Source organism: Martelella alba (assembly GCF_006516955.1).
In the GTDB taxonomy this organism is placed as follows: domain Bacteria; phylum Pseudomonadota; class Alphaproteobacteria; order Rhizobiales; family Rhizobiaceae; genus Martelella; species Martelella alba.
Genome location: NZ_VHLG01000002.1, coordinates 491650 through 509133 on the forward strand (window position 1 = coordinate 491650; position 17484 = coordinate 509133).

15 protein-coding genes are annotated in these 17484 nt (G+C 60.0%); 9 read left to right on the top strand and 6 right to left on the bottom strand.

From position 1 onward, the window contains the following. Positions 1–31: 31 nt before the first annotated feature. From FJU08_RS05670 to FJU08_RS05695, 6 genes are all read left to right on the top strand, one after another. The gene (locus FJU08_RS05670) at positions 32–1525 is read left to right on the top strand and encodes an ABC transporter substrate-binding protein (RefSeq protein ID WP_141147989.1); all 1494 of its coding nucleotides are present in this window, start codon (positions 32–34) and stop codon (positions 1523–1525) included. A gap of 158 nt (positions 1526–1683) precedes the next feature. Beyond that, the gene (locus tag FJU08_RS05675) at positions 1684–2628 is read left to right on the top strand and encodes an ABC transporter permease (protein ID WP_141147990.1); all 945 of its coding nucleotides are present in this window, start codon (positions 1684–1686) and stop codon (positions 2626–2628) included. Beyond that, a complete protein-coding gene (locus tag FJU08_RS05680) occupies positions 2625–3443 on the top strand; it encodes an ABC transporter permease (protein WP_141147991.1) in 819 nt (272 codons plus the stop codon). The genes FJU08_RS05675 and FJU08_RS05680 overlap by 4 nt, the downstream gene beginning before the upstream one ends. Then, on the top strand, positions 3440–4261 hold the full coding sequence (locus FJU08_RS05685) for an ATP-binding cassette domain-containing protein (protein WP_141147992.1): 822 nt from the start codon (positions 3440–3442) through the stop codon (positions 4259–4261). The genes FJU08_RS05680 and FJU08_RS05685 overlap by 4 nt, the downstream gene beginning before the upstream one ends. Beyond that, on the top strand, positions 4258–5073 hold the full coding sequence (locus FJU08_RS05690; RefSeq protein WP_141147993.1) for an ABC transporter ATP-binding protein: 816 nt from the start codon (positions 4258–4260) through the stop codon (positions 5071–5073). Before FJU08_RS05685 ends, FJU08_RS05690 begins: the two co-directional genes overlap by 4 nt. A 55-nt stretch (positions 5074–5128) precedes the next feature. Further along, entirely contained in the window at positions 5129–6514 is a 1386-nt protein-coding gene (locus FJU08_RS05695) for an amidase (RefSeq protein WP_141147994.1), read from the top strand. A 58-nt stretch (positions 6515–6572) separates the two neighbouring features. Here FJU08_RS05695 and FJU08_RS05700 read toward each other — a convergent pair whose 3' ends face one another. Beyond that, positions 6573–7466 (bottom strand): LysR family transcriptional regulator, encoded by an 894-nt coding sequence (locus FJU08_RS05700; RefSeq protein ID WP_141148151.1) that lies wholly within the window; start codon positions 7464–7466, stop codon positions 6573–6575. A gap of 98 nt (positions 7467–7564) precedes the next feature. Between FJU08_RS05700 and FJU08_RS05705 the strand changes: the two genes are divergently transcribed. Continuing rightward, complete coding sequence (locus FJU08_RS05705) at positions 7565–8302, top strand: SDR family oxidoreductase (protein WP_141147995.1); 738 nt, start codon at positions 7565–7567, stop codon at positions 8300–8302. 78 nt (positions 8303–8380) lie between these two features. Here the strand turns inward: FJU08_RS05705 and lysS are convergent, their stop codons facing one another. Together lysS and gltX are read right to left on the bottom strand one after the other, a co-directional pair. Next, on the bottom strand, positions 8381–9874 hold the full coding sequence (gene lysS, locus FJU08_RS05710) for a lysine--tRNA ligase (protein ID WP_141147996.1): 1494 nt from the start codon (positions 9872–9874) through the stop codon (positions 8381–8383). A gap of 1 nt (position 9875) precedes the next feature. Continuing rightward, positions 9876–11342: a glutamate--tRNA ligase gene (gene gltX / locus FJU08_RS05715; protein WP_141147997.1), complete on the bottom strand. Its 1467-nt coding sequence runs from the start codon at positions 11340–11342 to the stop codon at positions 9876–9878. Positions 11343–11798: 456 nt separating this feature from the next. Here gltX and FJU08_RS05720 point away from each other — a divergent pair, with 456 nt between their 5' ends. Continuing rightward, complete coding sequence (locus tag FJU08_RS05720; RefSeq protein WP_181409757.1) at positions 11799–12914, top strand: HlyD family secretion protein; 1116 nt, start codon at positions 11799–11801, stop codon at positions 12912–12914. A 65-nt stretch (positions 12915–12979) separates the two neighbouring features. After that, positions 12980–14560: a DHA2 family efflux MFS transporter permease subunit gene (locus FJU08_RS05725; RefSeq protein ID WP_141147998.1), complete on the top strand. Its 1581-nt coding sequence runs from the start codon at positions 12980–12982 to the stop codon at positions 14558–14560. Positions 14561–14587: 27 nt separating this feature from the next. On the opposite strand, the gene FJU08_RS05730 is transcribed toward FJU08_RS05725, so the two are convergent. From FJU08_RS05730 to argF, 3 genes are all read right to left on the bottom strand, one after another. Next, positions 14588–15250 carry a TetR/AcrR family transcriptional regulator gene (locus FJU08_RS05730; RefSeq protein WP_407943688.1) on the bottom strand — a complete coding sequence of 221 codons (663 nt, stop codon included), beginning with the start codon at positions 15248–15250 and terminating at the stop codon, positions 14588–14590. A gap of 123 nt (positions 15251–15373) precedes the next feature. Further along, on the bottom strand, positions 15374–16369 hold the full coding sequence (locus FJU08_RS05735) for an Hsp33 family molecular chaperone (RefSeq protein ID WP_141147999.1): 996 nt from the start codon (positions 16367–16369) through the stop codon (positions 15374–15376). A 194-nt stretch (positions 16370–16563) separates the two neighbouring features. Continuing rightward, a complete protein-coding gene (argF, locus tag FJU08_RS05740; protein ID WP_141148000.1) occupies positions 16564–17481 on the bottom strand; it encodes an ornithine carbamoyltransferase in 918 nt (305 codons plus the stop codon). Positions 17482–17484: the final 3 nt, after the last annotated feature.

A 17484-nucleotide genomic window follows, 5' to 3' on the forward strand; every position in this document is an offset into this window, starting at 1 on the left:
CAAATAACCATCCAGAAGAGGCCCCGTTTTCATGACACGTCATTTCCGTTCGCTTTTGGCAGCGACCGCCCTGATCGGCCTTGCGACCGCCGGTACTGCCTTTGCCGAAGCGCGCACCGATCTCGTTCTCGGCATGAGCATTGAACCCTCGGGTCTCGATCCGACCATTGCGTCCCCCGTCGCCATCGGTCAGGTGGTCTGGCAGAACCTGTTTGAAGGTCTGGTCAAGGTTGACGAGGAAGGCAAGATCGAGCCGGAACTCGCCTCCAGCTGGGACATTTCCGACGATGGCCTGACCTATACCTTCCATCTGCGCGATGGCGTGACCTTCCAGGACGGTTCGGCCTTCAATGCCGATACCGCCAAGTTCACCATCGACCGCATCATTGCACCCGACAGCGTCAATGGCCAGAAGGCGCTTTACAAGGCGATCGAGAGCACCGATGCCCCGGATGAGAGCACGCTGGTGCTGCATCTCTCCGCCCCGTCCGCCGACCTCTTATACTGGCTCGGCTTCCCCGCAGCCGTGATGGTTTCGCCCGACAGCGTCGACACCAACACCACCAAGCCGGTTGGCACCGGCCCGTTCGAATTCTCCGACTGGAAGAAGGGCAACGAGGTCACCTTCGTCAAGAACCCGAATTACTGGGGTGAGGCGCCGAAGCTCGACAAGGTGACCTTCCGCTTCATCGCCGATCCGCAGGCCCAGGCCGCAGCACTGACCTCGGGCGGTGTTGACGCCATTCCGGAATTCGGTGCTCCCGAACTTGTTGATCAGTTCAAGAAGAATTCCGATTTCACCGTCGAGATCGGCGCGACCGGCATGGAAGTGGTCGCCGGCATGAACAATGCCGAAAAACCCTTCTCCGACGTCAAGGTGCGTCAGGCGCTGATGATGGCGATCGACCGTCAGGCGATCATCGATGCCACCAATTCCGGCTATGGCACGCCGATCGGCAGCCATTTCTCGCCGTCGGATGCCGGCTATGAAGATCTGACCGGCGTTCTGCCCTATGACCCGGCCAAGGCCAAGGCCCTTCTGGCAGAAGCCGGCTATCCGAACGGCTTCACCTTCACCATGAAGGTGCCGAACCGGGCCTATGCCGAACGCGCGGCTGAAATCATGCAGGCCTATTTCGCGCAGATCGGCGTGACGATGAACATCGAAAGTTCGGAATTCCCGGCCAAGTGGATTCAGGACGTGTTCAAGGACACCAATTACGACATGACCATTATCGGTCATGCCGAGCCGCTGGATATCGGCATTTACAGCCGTCACCCCTATTACTTCAACTACAACAATCCGGAATTCGACGCGACCATGGCCTCTGTGGCCGCGGCCACGACCGAGGACGAACGCATTGCCGCCTATCAGAAGGCTGAGGAAATCCTCGCCAATGACGTACCGGCGCTGTTCCTCTATGCCTGGCCGAAGATCGGCGTCTGGAAGGCTGGCCTCAACGGCCTGTGGGTCAATGAACCGGTGCCCTCCAACGACGTGACCGGCGTCTACTGGAGCGAATAGACCATGATCAGGCCGCCCGCATCGAAACCATGTTCTGATGCGGGCGGCATGCCGGTCCGAAGCACTGCTTTTGGCGCAGGCTGGGCTGAAACAAGCGCAGGCACATTGTTATTTTGCCTGATCAGAGCGGGAACGCACCCGCAAGGAACTCTCGACCGATGCAGCATATCGCCAGATCGCTTGCAGGGCTGATTCTCACCCTGCTGGTGATTTCCTTTGTCATTTTTCTGATCATGGAGGCCGTTCCGGGCGATCCGGCGGAAATCATGCTCGGAACATCCGCGGCACCTGACACGCTGGCAGCCCTTCGCACCCAGCTTGGCCTCGATCAGCCTTTTCTGGTCCGCTATGTCGAATGGCTGTCCGGCATCCTCCACGGCAATCTCGGCGACAGCTATACCTATCACACGTCTGTCGCCCATCTGATCGCCGAACGACTGACGGTGACCCTGCCGCTGACCGGCCTTGCCGTCGTGCTCTCCGTGGCGATCTCGCTGCCGCTTGGCGTGATTGCCGCGTCCCGCCCGGGTGGCATCGTCGATATGTTCGCCTCGCTCTTTGCCCAGATCGGTATTGCCGTTCCCAATTTCTGGATCGGCCTGTTGCTGATCCTCGGCATCGCCCTGACCTTCGGCTTTCTGCCTGCCGGTGGTTTCCCCGGCTGGGAGGCCGGGTTCTGGCCGGCACTGAAGGCGCTGATCCTGCCATCTGTCGCACTTGCCATTCCCCAGGCCGCGGTTCTGACCCGGGTTACCCGCGCTGCGGTGATCGAGATCACCAACGAGGATTTCGTCCGCACCGCCCGCGCCAAGGGGGCGACGCCGTCGCATGCGCTGTGGCGCCATGTCGTACCCAATGCGCTGATCCCGGTCGTTACCATGCTCGGCATGCAGATCTCGGTGCTGATTGCCGGCGCCGTTCTGGTTGAAAACGTCTTCACCCTGCCCGGCATGGGAACTCTTGCCTATCAGGCACTCGCCCAGCGCGATCTGGTGGTGATCCAGAATGTAGTTCTGTTCTTCGCTGCCATCGTCATGGGCATCAATTTTCTCGTCGATGCGCTTTACACAGTGCTGGATCCGCGCCTGAGGACCCGCAAATGAAGCGTATTCCCTGGTCTCTCATCATCGGCGGCATCATCACCGCTCTGCTCGTCATCGCCGCGATCACCAGCCGTTTCTGGACGCCGGTGGACCCGACCGCAATCAATATCGTCAACCGGCTGAAAGGCCCTGGCCCCGGCGGTCTTCTCGGCGCCGATCATTTCGGCCGCGACGAGGCTTCGATGATCATGGCCGGTGCATGGACCTCGCTCGGCATTGCCTTTTCGGCGATCTTCATCGGCGGCTCGATCGGCACCGCGCTTGGTGTCACGGCTGCGGCGCGGCGCGGCAAATTCGAGGCGCTGATCATGCGCGTCAATGATGTGCTGTTCGCCTTCCCGCCCGTTCTGTCCGCCATTCTTCTGGCGGCCATCCTCGGCGGCGGCCCGGTCACCACCATCATCGCCATCGCGTTGTTCATGATCCCGGTCTTTGCCCGCATCACCCGTGGTGCTGCACTGCAGATCTGGGCACGCGACTACATCCTTGCCGCCCGCATGGCTGGCAAGGGCCAGACGCGGATCACGCTTGAACATGTAATCCCGAATATTGCCGCTCAGATTATCGTGCAGGTGGCAATCCAGACCGGTCTCGGCATTCTGACCGAGGCTGGCCTCTCCTTCCTCGGCCTTGGCGTCGCCCCGCCGACCCCCTCCTGGGGCCGGATGCTGGCCGATGCCCAGACCTATCTCTCGATCGCACCGCATATGGTGCTGGCGCCTGGCCTTGCCATCTGCATCGCCGTGCTCGGCCTCAACCTTCTGGGCGACGGCCTGCGTGATCTGACGGACCCGCGACGGAGGCAGGCGACATGATGCTTGAAATCAACAATCTGAAGGTCGCCTTCAGGAACCAGAGCGGCCCGGCAACCGAAGTCGTTCACGGCATCTCGCTTGCCCTCGACAAGGGCCAGACACTCGGCATTGTCGGGGAATCCGGCTCCGGCAAATCGGTGCTGTCGCTTGCCACGATCGGCCTTCTGCCGAAGACGGCAACCGCCACCGGCGAGATCCTGTTCAACGGCGAGGATCTGCTGAAATGCTCCGAGAAGCAGCTCTGCCGTCTGCGCGGCTCGAAGATCGGCATGATCTTTCAGGAGCCGATGACGGCGCTGAACCCGGCGATGAAGGTCGGCACCCAGATTGCCGAGGGGCTGAGGCTGCACAAGGCGATTTCGGCATCCGAAGCGCAGGCCGAAGCGCTCAGGCTCTTGGACATGGTGCAGATCCCCGAGGCGAAGCGGCGGATCAATTCCTACCCGCATGAAATGTCGGGTGGCCAGCGCCAGCGCGTCGGCATCGCCATCGCACTGGCGCTGAAACCCGACCTGCTGATTGCCGATGAGCCGACAACCGCACTCGACGTGACGGTACAGGCAGAAATCCTCGACATTCTCGATGATCTCGTCACCGAGCTTGGGATTGCGCTGATCCTGATTTCACACGATCTCGGCGTGATCGCCCGCATCGCCGACCGCACGCTGGTCATGTATCGCGGCAATGAGATGGAACAGGGCGAAACCGAACGGGTGCTGCGTCAGCCGGGTCATGATTATACCCGCAAATTGTTGTCCGCCCTGCCGCGCCGGGCGCGTGCCGGCTTCCTCACCGAAGGGCAAGGAGACGGTGCATGATCAAGCTGCTCGAAATCCACAATCTGACCCGCGAATTCGGCCTCGGCAACGGTATCGTCAAGGCGGTCGACAATGTCTCGCTCAGCCTTGAAGAAGGCCAGATCCTCGGTATTGTCGGTGAATCCGGCTCCGGCAAATCGACACTGGCACGCATCGTCATGGCGCTTGACAGGCCGACCGCCGGCAATGTGCTGTTAAATGGCGAGGACCTGTTTGCGCTTCCGGCGGAGAAGCTGCGCCGCATGCGCGCAAATTTCCAGATGGTGTTCCAGGATCCCTATGGCTCGCTTGATCCGCGCCACCGGGTCGGCCGGATCATCGCCGAACCGCTCTATCTGGAAAAGAACGCACCTACCGGCAAGGCAAGGCGCGAACGCGTCGGCAAGCTTCTCGAAGAAGTCGGCCTGGCCGCTGCCGATATGGACAAATACCCGCATGAGTTTTCCGGTGGCCAGCGCCAGCGCATTGCCATCGCCCGGGCGCTGATCACCAGGCCGAAGCTGCTGGTCGCCGACGAGGCAACCTCTGCGCTTGACCTCACCGTGCAGGCGCAGATCCTGAAACTGATCCTCGACATGCGCAAGACCCACGGCATTTCGGTCCTGTTCATCACCCATAATATCGGCGTTGTCGACGAGATCTGCGACCGCGTTGCGGTGATGCAGGCCGGAAAGCTGGTGGAATATGGCCAGGTGCGCGATGTGCTCGACAATCCGCGCGAGGCCTATACGAAAAAACTGCTTTCGGCCGAACCGACCCTGCGTGAGATCGGCCGCAAGAAACGCGCGGCGGGCGAGCCGCCGCCGTCGTGAGCAAGCCTTTCTGCCCCTCACCTGATCATTGCCCCCGAAAACAAGAATTTCCGATATGACCGATTTTTCAGACCTGAATACGCGCGCGCTTCTTGATGCATACAAGAGCGGCGAGACGAGCCCGACCGACTATATGCGCTGGCTGATTGCCCGCGTCGAACGCATCGAACCGAAGGTCTGCGCACTCTATGCCTTTAAGCCGGAAGAAGCGCTGAAGGCAGCCGAAGCCGCGACGAAACGCTGGCACAATGGCGAGACCATCGGCCCGCTCGACGGTGTTCCCGTCACGGTCAAGGAACTGATCGCCACCAAGGGCGACCCGATCCCCATGGGAACTGCCGCATCCGACATGACACCTGCCGAAGAGGATGCCCCGACCGCCGCCCGCCTGAAGGAAGACGGCGCGATCATCTTCGCCAAGACCACCTGTCCCGATTACGGCATGCTGTCGTCCGGCCTTTCGACCTTCCACCATTTGAGCCGCAATCCCTGGGATCTGACGCAAAATCCGGGCGGTTCCTCAGCCGGTGCTGCAGCTGCGGGAGCAGCCGGTTTCGGCCCTTTGCATATCGGCACGGACATTGGCGGCTCAGTGCGCCTACCCGCAGGCTGGACCGGGCTTTTCGGCTTCAAGCCGACGCTCGGGCGCATTCCGATCGATCCCTATTATACTGGCCGCTGCGCCGGGCCGATGACCCGCACCGTCGATGATGCCGTCATGGTGATGCCGACCATCACCAAACCGGACTGGCGCGATGCGACCTCGGTGAAATATGAAAATCTCGACTGGAATATCGCACCCGCCAATGTGAAGGGTCTCAAGATCGGCCTGATGCTGGATGCCGGATGCGGCATTGATGCCGAGCCGGAAGTCAAGGAAGCGGTGATTGCCGCGGCGAAGCGCTTCGAGGCCGAGGGCGCCGAAGTGGTGGAAATTCCTGCCGTACTGACGCGTGAATGGCTGGACGGGCTGGATGTGTTCTGGCGCGCCCGTTTCTGGGGCTCGATGCTGAAACTGACACCGGAAAAGCGCAAGACAATCCTGCCCTATATTTTTGAATGGGCTAAAACCGGCGGTGACGCCGATCCGGTGGAGGTGGTCAAGGGCTTTGATGCCACCATGGCCATGCGCACCGCTTGCGCCGCCGTGTTCCAGACGGTCGATGTGGTGCTGTCGCCGGTCAACCCGAATGTCTCCTACCCGGCCGACTGGGCCTCGCCCACCAATGATCCGCAAAAGCCCTTCGAGCATATTGCCTTCACCATGCCGTGGAACATGGGCGAACAGCCGGCCGCTTCAATCAATTGCGGCTTTTCAAAAAGCGGCATGCCGATCGGCCTGCAGATCGTCGCCCCCCGCTTTGACGACCTGACCGTCATGGCGCTCGCCAAAGCCTATGAGGACTGGCGCGGCCCGACGACCAACTGGCCGGAATTCTGATCCGGCATTGGCCGTTCCGTTCTGACACGGGGCGGCCGCTCCCCCACGGCAGACGCTGTCAGATATCCGCTTTCGCCAGCACCGTGGCCAGCCAGTCGAGAAACACCCGCAACCGCGGTGTCATCTGCCGGTTCTGCGGGTAGACCGCTGTCAGCGGCGTCGGCGGCGGCGGGAAATCCGGCAGAACCTCCACCAGCCGCCCCGTCGCCAGATCGTCATCGAAACGATAGCGCGGCGCCTGAACCAGGCCGAAACCAAGCCGGGCAAGCTCCGCCATCGTGTCGGAATTATTGGCCGTCACCCGTGTTGCAAGCCGCAGGAAATGTGTCCTGCCGCCAGTGGAAAATTCCAGCGGCATCACTTCGCCGCTGCGCGAAGACACGAAGCCGACAGCGAGATGCCCCTCAAGGTCTTCTATCCGCTCCGGTCTGCCATGCGCATCAAGATAGGCAGGGCTTGCACAGGTGATTTCCGACAGCGCACCGAGCCTTCGGGCAATCAGCCCGCTATCATCCAGTTCACCGGCGCGGATCGCCAGATCCACCCCTTCGCGCACCAGATCGACATAGCGGTCGCCCTGACCGAAATGAATGGAAAGCCCCGGATAACGGGCAAGAAATTCCGGCAGGCCCGGCAGAATGAAGGTCTGTGTCAAAAGCGGATGCGCCTCGATCCTGAGCAGCCCGCGCGGAGTGCGGTCGCGAAAGGCGTTCTCCGCGTCTTCGATCTCGGCAAGGATTGAAAGGCAACGCTGATAAAAGGCGCGCCCGTCCAGCGTGGTGGTGACATGGCGCGTGGTGCGCTCCAGAAGCCGGACACCGAGACCAGCCTCCAGCGCCTTGATCGCCTCTGTCGCAGTCGAACGGGCAAGGCCGAGATCATGGGCGGCGGCGGAAAAGCTGCCCCGTTCCACAACCCGGATAAATAGCTGCATGCGATCAAGACGGTCCATAGTCATTGTTCAGCACATGCGAATTATGATGTCAAATATCGAAAGATTGTTTGTCATTGAAAACGGCCTATTTTCGCAGCGAACGAAAGGACCACGACATGACCACAACAGCAAAGACAGCGATCATCACCGGCGCATCGCGCGGCATTGGCGCGGAAATCGCCCGCAGGCTCGGCCGCGGCGGCATGAACATCATCGTCAACTATGCTTCAAGCGAAGGCCCGGCCAGAGCTGTTGTCGCCGATATCGAAGCCTCGGGCGGCCGGGCGGTCGCGGTGCAAGCCGATATTGCCGCAACGGACGGCATCAGGACTTTGTTTGACGCAGCGGAAAACCATTTCGGCAAAGCCGATATCCTGATCAATAATGGCGGCGTATTGCTGCTCTCACCGCTGAAGGATTTCGATGACGCGACCTATGAGCGCGAGGTCTCGATCAATCTCGGCGGCACTTTCCGCGGTATCCGCGAAGCAGCCAACCGTCTGAACGACGGTGGCCGGATCATCAATTTCTCCACCAGCGTTGTCGGCACCAAACTGCCGAACTACGGTGTCTACGCCGCCACCAAGGCGGCGGTGGAAACGCTGACCCATATCGCAGCCAAGGAACTTGCCCCACGCGGCATCACCGTCAATGCCGTCGCCCCCGGCCCGGTCGCGACCGATCTTTTCCTCGAAGGCAAGAGCGAGGAGCTGCTCGCCCGCCTGACTGCAATGATCCCCGCCGGCCGCTTTGGTGAGCCCGCCGATATCGCCGACGTCGTCGCCTTTCTCGTCTCGGAAGAAAGCCGCTACGTCTCCGGTCAGGTCCTGCGCGTCAATGGCGGCATGGCGTGAGATCGCTTCAAACGGCATGAAAAACCCCGTACGATCTCCCGTCCGGGGTTCCTAAATTCTCTACCGATATCGCCGCCGTCAGTCCTTCTGGCGCCGCGCCGGGAACAGGATGACATCGCGGATCGACGGACCATTGGTCAAAAGCATGATCAGGCGGTCGACGCCAATGCCGAGGCCACCGGCCGGCGGCATGCCGTGATCCATGGCGTCGAGGAAGTCATCATCCAGCTGCTTTTCAAGCTCGCCGCGGGCATGGGCCTGTTCCAGCTGCTCGACCATGCGGCGGCGCTGTTCGACCGGGTCGTTGAGCTCGGAAAAGGCGTTGCCCAGTTCCCAGCCATTGACATAGGTCTCGAAACGCTCGACCAGACGCGGCTCGCCCGGCACTTCCTTGGCGAAGGGCGAGATATCCTTCGGGAAATGGGTGACATGTGACGGCTGGATCAGCGTCGATTCCACCTTCTCTTCGAAGATGAAGGAAAGGCATTCACCCCAGGTCCAGTCCTTCTCGACCTCAAAACCGGCAGCCTTGGCGGCGGCGCGGGCCTCTTCATCGGTCTTGATCGCAAGGAAATCGATGCCCGTGACCTCTTTCACGGCATCCGGCATCGGCACGCGGCGGAACGGCCCCTTGAAATCGATCACCTTGTCGGTGAATTCGAGATCGGTCTTGCCATAAAGCGTGATGGCCAGCGTTTCGAACATGCGTTCGACAATGCCCATCATGTCCTCGTAATCGGCATAGGCCCAGTAGCATTCCATCATCGTGAATTCGGGATTGTGCCGGGTCGAAACGCCTTCATTGCGGAAGTTGCGATTGACCTCGAACACCTTGTCGGTGAGCCCCGACACCAGAACACGCTTCAGATAAAGCTCCGGCGCGATGCGCAGATACATGTCGATATCAAGCGCATTGTGATGCGTCTTGAACGGGTCAGCCGTCGCCCCGCCATAGATCGACTGCAGCATCGGCGTTTCGACTTCCATGAAGCCCTCGCCTTCGAGGAACCGCCGAATGCCGGAAATGATCTGCGAGCGCTGGACGAAGCGCAGCTTCGATTCCTCATTGCTCATGATGTCGAGGTAGCGCTTGCGATAGCGCGTCTCGATGTCTGACAGACCGTGATACTTCTCCGGCATCGGCAGAAGCGCCTTGGTGAGCATGGTGATCTCACGGGCGTTGATGGTCAGCTCGCCGCGCTTGGTGCGGCGCACCACGCCGGTCACGCCGATAATATCGGCCAGATCGATCAGCGGCAGCAGATCGCGGACCTCTTCCGGCGTTACATCCTTGTGGCAGAAGATCTGGATCTTGCCCGACGCATCGCGCAGGTCGATGAACATGCCGGAATTGCGCATCGAATGAACCCGGCCGGCGACGGTGACGACGTCTTCGGTCTCGGTGTCATCGGCGAGATCGGCATATTTTTCCGCCAGTTCCTGATTGGTGATCGTGCGGTGGAAATGGGCCGGATAAACATCGCCGATCTTCTCGCGCAGCAATGCCAGCTTCTGGGCGCGCACTTCCGTCGCATCGGAGGAAAGGGCGGCTGTATCTGTCTTGTCACTCATCTTACTTCTCCGCCTTGGCGGCAACCATGCCAGCCACGACCTGTTCGGCAACCTTCAGCCGCTGGCGAACCACGGCGCGTCCGAGAATTTCCATACTGTCGAAAAGCGGCAGCGAGCGCGATGTACCCGACATGGCGACAAACAGCGGTGCGACCACCGTTCTCAGCTTCTTGCCCATATCATCGGCGACCTGGCGCAGGCAGGCTTCGACATTGTCCATATTCCACTCGATCAGCTTTTCAAGCGCTGGCTGAACGGTTTGAAGGATCTCGAGAATTTCTTCCGGATTGGTCTTCTTGATGCCGGCAAAAGCAGCTTCTGAGGGCACCAGATCCGACTGCAGCAGAAAGCCCATCAGCGACGGCAGTTCGCCCAGCTTGGAAATGCGGCTCTGCGACAGGGTCAGCCCCTTTTTCATCCGCTCATTTTCCGCCGCCCAGCGGGCAACGCGGAGGATGAAATCTTCTTCCGAAAGCTTTTCGCGCAGCCAGCGGCCATTCAGCCAGTCCAGCTTCTGCGTATCGAAAACGGCGCCGGACTTGTTGAGATTGTCGGCATCAAACTTCTCGATCAGCTCAGCCATATCCATCAGCTCCTCACCTTCGGAGATCTGGATGAAGAACAGGCCAAGGAAGTTCATCAGCGCTTCCGGCAGATAGCCAAGCGCCGAATAATAGGAAATCGAGGTCGGGTTCTTGCGCTTCGACAGCTTGGTGCGGTCGGGGTTCTTCATCAGCGGCAGATGGAAGAAGGTCGGCGGCTCAAGCCCGAGATACTGATAGATCAGGATATGTTTCGGCACCGAGGCCAGCCATTCCTCGCCGCGCGCCACATGGGTGATCTTCATCAGATGATCGTCCACCACATTGGCCATGTGGTAGGTCGGCATGCCATCTGCCTTCAGCAGAACCTGCATGTCGACGGCATCCCACGGGATTTCGACATCACCATAAACGCCATCGGTAAACTTGCACGATCCTTCGGTGGGCACCTTCATGCGTACGACATGCGGTTCCCCGGCATCGATACGGGCCTTCACCTCCTCGGCTTTGAGATGCATGCAAAGCCCGTCATATTTCGGCGCCTTGCCTTCGGCGCGCTGACCGGCGCGCATCAGCTCCAGCCGCTCGGGCGTGCAGAAGCAGGTAAAGGCGTGGCCGTTTTCGACCAGCTTGTCGACGAAGGGCCTGTAGATATCCTTGCGATCAGACTGACGGTAGGGACCATAAGGCCCGCCGACATCCGGGCCTTCCGCCCATTCCAGCCCGCACCATTTAAGCGCTTCCAGCACTTTTTCCTCAAATTCCGGGGTCGAACGCGTTGCGTCCGTATCCTCGATACGCAGGATAAAGGTGCCTCCCGTCTTCTTGGCGAAGAGGTAGTTGAAAAGCGCCGTATAGGCTGTGCCGACATGCGGTTCGCCGGTGGGCGATGGCGCAATGCGCAGGCGTGGGCCGGTTTCACTCATCTTGGATCTGTCCATGCTTCCGGTCAGGCTCTGACCCGCCATGTCTGGCGGTTCTCGAATTCAGCCCGGCCGTGCGGTTTCTGGTTGCTGTCGAAAAGCTCCACGCCTCGGTTTTCACCGCGCAATTTTGCGGAGTTTCACTGGCCAGCCTTAGGCCACATTCAACCGTCAACGTCAAGGCCAAGGCCTGAAAAGCGGCTAAAACCGGGGGTTCTCGGCCCGTATTGGCAACGCCGCAGGGCTGAAGCGGCGGCACGTGCCGGTCCGGCTGCTTTCTGTCAGCCACGAGCGCAATGCATATGTACCATGCAAGTGAATTTGGTCAGGTGACTTGACACATCTGCAAAGGCGCGCGATAGCAGGCAGAGCTAATCGAACCCAACGGTTCGAAATGGATTCCACCATACCGATTTTTTGATCCGCCCAGGCGGCCGCACTCCGGAAAGACCTCGCATCATGGACAATCCTGCCGGCAATGACGAAGACATGAAGACGGAAGCCAAGGGCGGCGGCATGCGAAAGGTCATCTTCGCAGTGATCGGCCTTGTCCTTGTCGGTGGTGCTGCCTGGTTTGGCTGGAACTGGTGGACCAATGGCCGTTTCATCGTTTCCACCGATGACGCCTTTATCGAGGGCGATATTGCGGTCATGGCGCCGAAGGTCGCCGGCTATGTCGTCGAGGTTCCGGTCACAAACAATCAAGAGGTCAAGAAGGGCGACCTTCTGGTGAAGATTGACGAAGGTGATTACAAGAACGCGCTGTCCCAGGCGGAAGCACAGCTGACGGCACAGCAGGTCGCCATGCAGGCGACCCAGGCACAGATCGAAGGTGCCAAGGCGACGCTGCAGCAGGCTGAGGCCAATCGCAATGCACTCGATCCGCAGATCGACAATGCCAAGACCGCGCTGACCCGCGCGACGACGCTGAAGGAAAAGGGCGCGGCAACCGTTGCTGCCTTTGACAATGCCCGCTCTGCCCTCGATCAGCTGAAAGCCAATGTCGACGCCGCCAATGCCGCCGTGGCCGTGGCCAAGGCCAGCATCAACACCTATCAGGCGCAGCTTGCCCAACAGCAGGCCGCCCTGAAGGAGCTGCAGCTTGCCGTTGATCTCGCCAAGCGCAATCTGGGCTTCACCGAAATCCGCGCGCCCTTTGATGGCGTGTTCGGCAACAAGAGCATTCAGCTCGGCGACCTCGTTTCCTCTGGCTCGCGCCTCGGCTCGCTGGTACCGACCCACCAGCTCTATATCGTCGCCAATTTCAAGGAAACCGAGATCGACAAGCTCGGCATCGGCGCCAAGGTGAAGGTCAAGGTCGATGCCTTCTCAGAACATGATTTCACCGGCACGGTGGAAAGCCTGTCGCCGGCAACCGGCTCCGTATTCGCGCTTCTGCCGCCGCAAAATGCCACGGGCAACTTCACCAAGGTGGTTCAGCGCATTCCGGTCCGCATTTCCATTCCCGATGATGTGCTCGATAGCGACTTCCTGAAGGCTGGCCTTTCGGTGATCGTCGAAGCCGACAGCCGCACCGCGCCCCATGGCACGCTTGGAGAAACGGCCGGACGCTGATCACCCGGCCGTAAAAATTCCGTCCCCCCAACCGCAGGCCACCAGCTGAACTGGAAGAGCAGATCATGGCAGATACAGCGACGATGGATGGCAGCGCGCCACCGGCTGACGAGCCCAAGGTCACCGCACGCAGTATCGTGGCCTTTATCGTCATGGCCTTCGGCATGTTCATGGCGATCCTCGATATCCAGATCGTCGCCTCGGCGCTGACCGATATCCAGGCTGGCATTTCGGCCAGTGCCGATCAGATCGCCTGGGTGCAGACCTCCTATCTGATCGCCGAAGTGATCATGATCCCGCTATCGGGTGTGCTTGGCCGGATTTTTTCAACCCGCATCATCTTTTCTGTCTCCGCCGCCGCCTTCACGCTCTGCTCGGCGCTATGCGCCACCGCCACCAATATCGACCAGATGATCATCTACCGCGCGCTGCAGGGTTTCATGTCCGGCGGCATGGTGCCTGCAGTCTTCTCGGTCGCCTTCACCGCCTTTCCTGAACGCCAGCGCGCCGCAGTCATCCCGATCGTCGGCCTTGTGGCAACGCTGGCGCCGACAATCGGGCCTACGGTCGGCGGCTATCTGGTCGATGCCATGTCCTGGCACTGGCTGTTCCTTATCAATGTCGTCCCCGGCATTCTCGTCACCATCTTCTCTTGGATGCTGATCGATTTCGACAAGCCGGAATTCTCGCTGATGAAGCGCTTCGACTGGTGGGGCATGATCGCCATGGCGGTCTTTCTCGGCTCGCTCGAATATTTCCTCGAGGAAGGCAATACCAAGAACTGGTTCCAGAGCGAAGAAATCATCTACGCCTTTCTCGCCATGTCGATTGGCGGCGTGTTCTTCTTCATCCGTGCCTTCACGGCGAAATTTCCGGTGGTCGATCTCAAGGCCTTCGGTAATATCAACTTTGCCATCGGCTCGATCTTCTCGTTTTCCATCGGCATCGGCCTTTATGGCCTCGTCTATCTCTTCCCGCTCTATATGGCCCGCATTCGCGGCTATGACGCGCTGATGATCGGCGAGACCATGTTCGTCTCCGGCATTGCGATGATGCTGACAGCGCCCTTTGTCGGGATCCTGACACAGAAATTCGATGCCCGGGCCATCATGGCCGTGGGGCTCGGCATGTTTGCCTTCTCCACCTGGCAGATGATGCATATCACCGCCGACTGGGATTATTACGAACTGTTCTGGCCGCAGGTCTGGCGCGGCATGGCGCTGATGCTGTGCATGGTGCCGGTGTCCAATATCGCGCTCGGCACACTAAAGCCATCGGAGGTGAAAAACGCTTCCGGCCTGTTCAATCTGACGCGCAATCTCGGCGGCGCCGTTGGTCTGGCGCTGATCAACACCATGCTGACCAGCCGCGATGACTTCCATTATGACCGTCTGGCCGAGAGCGTGAACGCTGCCCTGCCGGCAACCAAGGAATGGCTGGCGACGCTTCAGAACAATTATGATGCCTATGGGCTGAACGGCGAGTTGGCCGCGATCTACAAACTTTACGAAACCGTATCGCAGCAGGCCTGGCTTCTGGCTTTCATCGATGTCTTCACGTCGCTGACGGTGCTGTTCGTCATTCTCACCGTCTGCATCATCTTCGTGCGCAAACCCGAAGCTGGCGCCAGCGGCGGCGGTCACTGACGGAAGCCTGGCATGAAAACCCGCCTCTCAGCGAGGACGGCGGGCGCCGTAGCAGCTCATGAACATATGAACAGCCCGCGTCGCCATGGCGTTGATCTCGCAGGCTGGCGGCTCTTCCTCCATCAGACCGAACAGCCGCATCTTCCACATATGACCGCTGCAGAGTTCAAGGAACTGTTTGGCGGCAATGTCGACATCATCAATCTCGAGATCGCCGGCATCAATGCGGACCCGGATATAGGCGGAAAGCGAGACAATCAGATTGTCCGGCGTATCGCCGAAAAAGGCACGCACCAGATGCGGAAAACGATCGGCGACACCAATGGCAATCCGCATGGCGCGGATCGTGTCATCACGTGTCAGCCCCTCGGCCAGCGACACGGCAAAGCGGTGCAGAATGGTTTCCGTATCGCCTTCAGTCTCAAGCGCGGTCCGCAGATCGGCAAAGATCTGCTGTTTCCGCTCCAGGATCATGGTGCGGAACAGGATTTCCTTGTTTTCAAAATAGACATAGATGGTGCCCTTGGAGACACCTGCCTCCCGGGTGATGTCATTCATGCTGGCAGCGTCGAAACCAACGCGGAGAAAGACCTGCTGCGCCCCTTTCAGGATCTGCGCGCGCTTGACCGGATCTTCACCGGCCGCATGACGCCTGGAACGCCTGAGCGCACAAAAGCCCTCGGCTCCCAATCCGTGAACGCCATGTTTCTTGAAAGACAAGCGCCGCGCTCCTTATGTCCGTACCCATGTTGATATCAGACATACTGAGCGCGGCGATGCAATTCAACTATAATCAAACCGTCGGGTTCGATCTCAGGCCTTGATCGCGTTCACGATCTCCTCGGGCGTGTATTCATAGCTGGTCGAGCAGAACTCACAGGTCACTGTGACTTTGCCATCAGTGGTGCTTTCTGTGATCTCCTCGGCCGAAAAGCCCTTCAGGACATCAAGAATGCGCCCGCGCGAGCAGCTGCAGCGATCATAAACGGCCTGCGCCGGGTAAACCGTCACGCCGCGCTCGTGAAACAGCCGGTAAAGCAGCCGTTCGGCCCCCACGGCCGGGTCGGTCAGTTCATCGACATCAATGGTTTCGACCAGCGTGCTGGCTTCCGTCCATGCATCGTCGGGTTCATGCGAGAACTGTCCGTCATCGCCGTCACCGCCATGCAGATCAGGCTGGCGCATCCGTTCCGGCTCTTCCGGCAGAAACTGGGCGACAAGCCCGCCGGCACGCCAGGTCTCCCTGGTCTGATCACCCTCGCGGGCGAAAAGCTTGGCGACACCGAGCTTGACCGTGGTCGGGATCTGCTCCGACTGACGGAAATAGCCGGTGGCAATCTCATCAAGCGAACGGCCATCCAGTTCGACAATACCCTGATAGGGCTGCATGAAATTGCCCTGATCAATGGTCAGCGCCAAAAAGCCCTTGCCGAGCAGCTGCTCGGGCGCGGTTTCATCCGCTGCAACGGCCGCCGCCAGCTTTTCGTCATCATAGCGGGCATAGGCACGCAGCGCATCCGGTGTGGAGAAATCGGCGACCAGCAGATCGACCGGACCATCGCTCTTGGTCTGGGCGGTGAATTTGCCGCTGAATTTCAACGACGTGCCGATCAGCGCCGTCAGAACCACCATTTCCGCCAGAAGCCGCGCAACCGGCTCCGGATAATCATGGCGGGACAGCATCGTGTCGAGCAGGGGGCCGAGCTGAACCGTGCGGCCGCGCACATCCAGTGCATCGACCTGAAACGGAACAACCATGTCGTCGCCGGCGAAGCCAAGTTCGCCGAGCTGGCTTTCAATATCTTGCATGTGTTCACGCTCCTTGGTGGAGAAAGGCTGACACAGCTTGGCCGTCCGTTCAACCGCAGCCTGAGGCCCGGTCAAACCGGCGGCAACCGGTCAGCCCGAAATGTCGGGGGTCTTGAATTGCCCCCTATGTAATGTGCCTGTTGCGGTTTTGAAACCACCGCTCTGCACGATGCCGTTGACAGTCCCTATCCGGCTCAGAAAGCGCCGAGGCACCAGGCCAGAACGGATTTTTGCGCATGAAGGCGGTTTTCCGCCTCATCAAAGACGACGGACTGCTTGCCGTCGATCACCTCGTCGGTCACCTCCTCGCCGCGATGGGCCGGCAGGCAATGCATGAACAGCGCATCGGGTGAGGCTTTTTCCATCAGCGCCTGATTGACCTGATAGGGCTGGAATACATTATGGCCGCGGGCCTTGTGTTCCTGGTTCATCGACACCCAGGTATCGGTGATCACACAGTCGACACCCTTCACCGCCTCGTCGGCGCTTTCGAAGATATTGATTTCCGCTCCTTCGGCGCGCGCCCAGTCGATGTAGCGCTGTTCCGGCTCTGAACCCTTCGGCACGGCGATATTCATCCGGTAGGAGAAGCGCGCAGCCCCTTCAACCAGCGAATGAAGCACATTATTGCCATCACCGGTCCAGGCCAGCGTCTTGCCGGCCACCGGGCCGCGATGTTCCTCAAAGGTCTGCAGATCGGCCATGATCTGGCAGGGATGGGTTGCATCGGTCAGCCCGTTGATCACCGGCACGGTGGCATATTCGGCCAGTTCCAGGAGGCGGGCGTGATCGGTGGTGCGGATCATGATGGCATCGACATAGCGCGAGAGAACCTGGGCCGTATCGCCGATCGTCTCGGCGCGGCCGAGCTGCATGTCCTTGCCCGAAAGCACCAGCGTCTCACCGCCGAGCTGGCGCATGCCAACATCGAAGGAAACGCGGGTTCGCGTCGAGGGCTTCTCGAAGATCATTGCCAGAACCTTGCCGTCAAGCGGCTTGTCGGCGGTTCCCGCCTTCTGGCGTGCCTTTCGCGTGGCGGCATCATCGAGAATGCCGCGCAGCGAGGCTTTCGACACCGCCGAAAGATCGAGAAAATGTCTTGGGTCAGCCATGGA

Excerpts from the sequence above, each read along its gene's own strand:
- FJU08_RS05680 (WP_141147991.1), top strand. The coding sequence starts at position 2,625 with ATGAAGCGTATTCCCTGGTCTCTCATCATCGGCGGCATCATCACCGCT.
- FJU08_RS05705 (WP_141147995.1), top strand. The coding sequence starts at position 7,565 with ATGACCACAACAGCAAAGACAGCGATCATCACCGGCGCATCGCGCGGC.
- FJU08_RS05695 (WP_141147994.1), top strand. The coding sequence starts at position 5,129 with ATGACCGATTTTTCAGACCTGAATACGCGCGCGCTTCTTGATGCATAC.
- FJU08_RS05700 (WP_141148151.1), bottom strand. The coding sequence starts at position 7,466 with ATGGACCGTCTTGATCGCATGCAGCTATTTATCCGGGTTGTGGAACGG.
- FJU08_RS05720 (WP_181409757.1), top strand. The coding sequence starts at position 11,799 with ATGGACAATCCTGCCGGCAATGACGAAGACATGAAGACGGAAGCCAAG.
- argF (WP_141148000.1), bottom strand. The coding sequence starts at position 17,481 with ATGGCTGACCCAAGACATTTTCTCGATCTTTCGGCGGTGTCGAAAGCC.
- gltX (WP_141147997.1), bottom strand. The coding sequence starts at position 11,342 with ATGAGTGAAACCGGCCCACGCCTGCGCATTGCGCCATCGCCCACCGGC.
- FJU08_RS05685 (WP_141147992.1), top strand. The coding sequence starts at position 3,440 with ATGATGCTTGAAATCAACAATCTGAAGGTCGCCTTCAGGAACCAGAGC.
- FJU08_RS05690 (WP_141147993.1), top strand. The coding sequence starts at position 4,258 with ATGATCAAGCTGCTCGAAATCCACAATCTGACCCGCGAATTCGGCCTC.
- FJU08_RS05735 (WP_141147999.1), bottom strand. The coding sequence starts at position 16,369 with ATGCAAGATATTGAAAGCCAGCTCGGCGAACTTGGCTTCGCCGGCGAC.
- lysS (WP_141147996.1), bottom strand. The coding sequence starts at position 9,874 with ATGAGTGACAAGACAGATACAGCCGCCCTTTCCTCCGATGCGACGGAA.
- FJU08_RS05725 (WP_141147998.1), top strand. The coding sequence starts at position 12,980 with ATGGCAGATACAGCGACGATGGATGGCAGCGCGCCACCGGCTGACGAG.
- FJU08_RS05675 (WP_141147990.1), top strand. The coding sequence starts at position 1,684 with ATGCAGCATATCGCCAGATCGCTTGCAGGGCTGATTCTCACCCTGCTG.
- FJU08_RS05670 (WP_141147989.1), top strand. The coding sequence starts at position 32 with ATGACACGTCATTTCCGTTCGCTTTTGGCAGCGACCGCCCTGATCGGC.